At 42.8% G+C, this 446-nt stretch carries 1 protein-coding gene; it reads right to left on the reverse strand.

The features are described from left to right. Positions 1 to 446, reverse strand: a 446-nt coding sequence (locus CYP54_RS02865; RefSeq protein ID WP_141108509.1) for a septal ring lytic transglycosylase RlpA family protein, incomplete at both ends; no start/stop codon positions are given.

A 446-nucleotide genomic window follows, 5' to 3' on the forward strand; every position in this document is an offset into this window, starting at 1 on the left:
CCATCTATGCTTTTGTGTTCTCTTTGGTATCTATTTGCGCCTTCAAGGTTTTTAAATGAGCCAATTTGTACCATAAAATCTCCGCCCACAACGCGTTGCTCTGATGAGATCACGATGCCGCCAACTGGAGCGGTTGGAGAGACTGGATTTGGCACTTTTATGCCAGCGCTTGTTGGTTTTGTTGGTTGCGCACTAGCAGTTGTAACAGCGTTAATGTCTTCATTAAAGCCGATAACCTCCATACTAACTGGAGCTGTGCCAGTGCCGATGACATCAAGCTTCATCGCAGCTGCTTTTGAAAGATCAAGCACCCTGTCTGCCACAAAAGGTCCTCTATCATTTACACGCACGATAACACTTTTTTGATTTCTTAAATTTGTTACTTTGAGTATCGTATTCATCGGCAAAGTCTTATGCGCCGCAGTCATATTATACATATTATAAAC

Source organism: Campylobacter concisus (assembly GCF_002914005.1).
Taxonomy (GTDB): domain Bacteria; phylum Campylobacterota; class Campylobacteria; order Campylobacterales; family Campylobacteraceae; genus Campylobacter_A; species Campylobacter_A concisus_N.